The organism is Bacillus sp. 5mfcol3.1, from assembly GCF_900114335.1.
Classification (GTDB): Bacteria; Bacillota; Bacilli; order Bacillales; family Bacillaceae_G; genus Bacillus_A; species Bacillus_A thuringiensis_S.
Window position 1 is genome coordinate 1 of the sequence record NZ_FOST01000048.1, and the last position, 2,426, is coordinate 2,426.

Consider the following 2,426-nt stretch of genomic DNA (forward strand, 5'->3'; position numbering starts at 1 on the left):
GTCGCTCATTTGCGACTTCCTTATGTTAACATCTTCGTTAGTTAATGTCAACTAAGTTTTTTATTTCGTTTGTCGCTTGTGACGTTAATGTCATCGGCGACTTGTTCTATATTACACCTCTAAAGTATAATCGTCAATACGTTTTTAAAAAAACTTTATATTTTATAGATTTCATTTACGTATTTCTTCTATAGTTATATACAAGCACCCTACAGAACAATCTATGGGGTGCTCTTCTACCATAAAAACTATTGTTCTTTCGACGGCACCGAACAACTTCCATCAGTACAAGAAAGATCGCTTCCACCATCTGCTGAAAGTTCCTGTAACTTCGGTGCAGGATTCTCTTCTTCCCACACTTGCTGAAGTGCACCAACAAAAGTTTCAAGTGGTTGTGCACCTGAAATAGCATACTTTTGATTAATAATAAAATAAGGCACTCCCGAAATTTGATATTGCTGAGCAATCGCTTCATCAATTCTAACATCATTTGCGTACGCATTTTTATCATTAATAACATTTAAAGCTTCTTGCTTATCTAAACCTGAGGCTTCAGCGATAATAGCAAGTGTATCCACATCACTTAAATTTTTCGATTCAGTGAAATATGCAAAAAGTAGATTCTCCGTAATCTCCTTTTCTTTTCCATGATCCTTTGCAAACTTCGCAAGACGATGCGCATCAAACGTATTCGTCGGCTTCATCTCATCAAAATTAAAACTTAAACCCATACTAGCTGCATGATTTCCTAGCTGTACGTTATTACGCTTAGCTTCTTCAATACTAATTCCATACTTTGATGCAAGCACTTCATTAATACTTGTTCCAGAGTAAACGGGAGTATTCGGATCCAACTCAAAACTTTTAAACTCAACTTCAACATCCTTCTTATGTGGAAATTGCTCTAAAGCCATCTCTAATCTACGTTTCCCAATATAGCAAAATGGGCATACAAAATCCGACCAAACCTCAATTTTCATATAAACACCTCATTAACATTTAGTTTTCAATCATTGTAGCACTGAGATTAAGGAATTCAAAAGTTTTTGCTCTATCTCCTTCATATAGTACATACAAAAATACACTTATAACAGACTACCTAATTAACAAAAAAACGATAATCAAAAGGATTAACTATTATCCCTCTGATTATCGTCTATATAAATGCAACAACTTTAATTATGCCGGAATATACTTCCCTACGAACTTCCATACGGTATTCCAATATTTATTCGAATCTACTTTCTCCGCTTCTCCATGCCCAGCACCTGGAACAATTAATTTCTCTTTTTCTACTTTTGCAGCATTATATACTTCATCTAACATTTCAAAAGGAACGAATGTATCAGCATCTCCATGAATGAATAGCATAGGTGTTTTACTTTTCGCCACTTGTTTTACAGCTGAAGCTTCTTCTAAATCATATCCAGCTCTTAATTTTGTAACTGTATTTGCCGCATTCATAACAGGAAACTTCGGCAAGTGGAATAAATCTTTTAGCTGATAAGTAAATTCATCAATAACGGTTGAGTATCCACAATCTTCAATAATAACTTTAACATTAGAAGGTAAATCTTCTCCTGAAGTCATCATTACAGTTGCCCCGCCCATTGAAACACCAAATAGAGCTATTTCAGCATTAGGATCTTTCTTTAAGATTTGTTGAATCCAAATCAAAACATCTTTACGATCATGCCAGCCCATACCAACATAATCCCCTTCACTATTTCCGTGCCCACGAAGGTCTGGTGCTATGACATTATAGCCTTGTTCATAAAAGTTACGAATATATTTCGTCATTTCTGATGCTCTACCATTGTATCCATGAACCACAATTGCCCATTTATGACTAGATGATTCATTCATATATTCATAGCCTTTTAAATTCAATTTATCGAAAGAACGTATAGTTAATGTGTTAGGTTTATACTTCGATACGAAGTTCGCATTCTTTTCTTCATTTGTAGCCAATACATCTCCCGATGCATTTACCGTTTCTACTAAATGAGGATTATCTTGCAAAAATTCTTTTTCTTGTTTCGCATTCAACGCGTAGTTATAAAAATAATTCCCAACTAACATATACACGATTAATAGAAGGACTAAGACTACTATAGTAATTATACCTATCCTTTTCATATTATCTCCTTTTCTAACTTAAATCTTCTTATATTAAAGTACATCAAAAAACAACTGTACTATTTTAACACACCAGTGAATCTTATCTTTAAGAAATAAAATAGAAAATCTTAAATTACATATCAAAAATCACGAAAGAAATCGAATAAAACTTATATAAATATGTAATTAGCTTTGAAAAGAAGTTACAAAATACAAAAAAGACGAGTCATTCTGACTCGTCTTAAAGTTGCTTGGCGACGTCCTACTCTCACAGGGACAAGGTCCCAACTACCATCGGCGCTAGA

General features: G+C 34.0%; 2 protein-coding genes. Both read right to left on the bottom strand.

Features of this window, described 5'->3' with window-relative positions:
• Positions 1-248 precede the first annotated feature (248 nt).
• The gene (locus BM089_RS30275; RefSeq protein ID WP_090979189.1) at positions 249-980 is read right to left on the bottom strand and encodes a DsbA family oxidoreductase; all 732 of its coding nucleotides are present in this window, start codon (positions 978-980) and stop codon (positions 249-251) included.
• A 199-nt stretch (positions 981-1,179) separates the two neighbouring features.
• Positions 1,180-2,139, bottom strand: coding sequence for an alpha/beta hydrolase (locus tag BM089_RS30280; RefSeq protein WP_000821101.1), 960 nt, complete (start codon positions 2,137-2,139; stop codon positions 1,180-1,182).
• Positions 2,140-2,426: the final 287 nt, after the last annotated feature.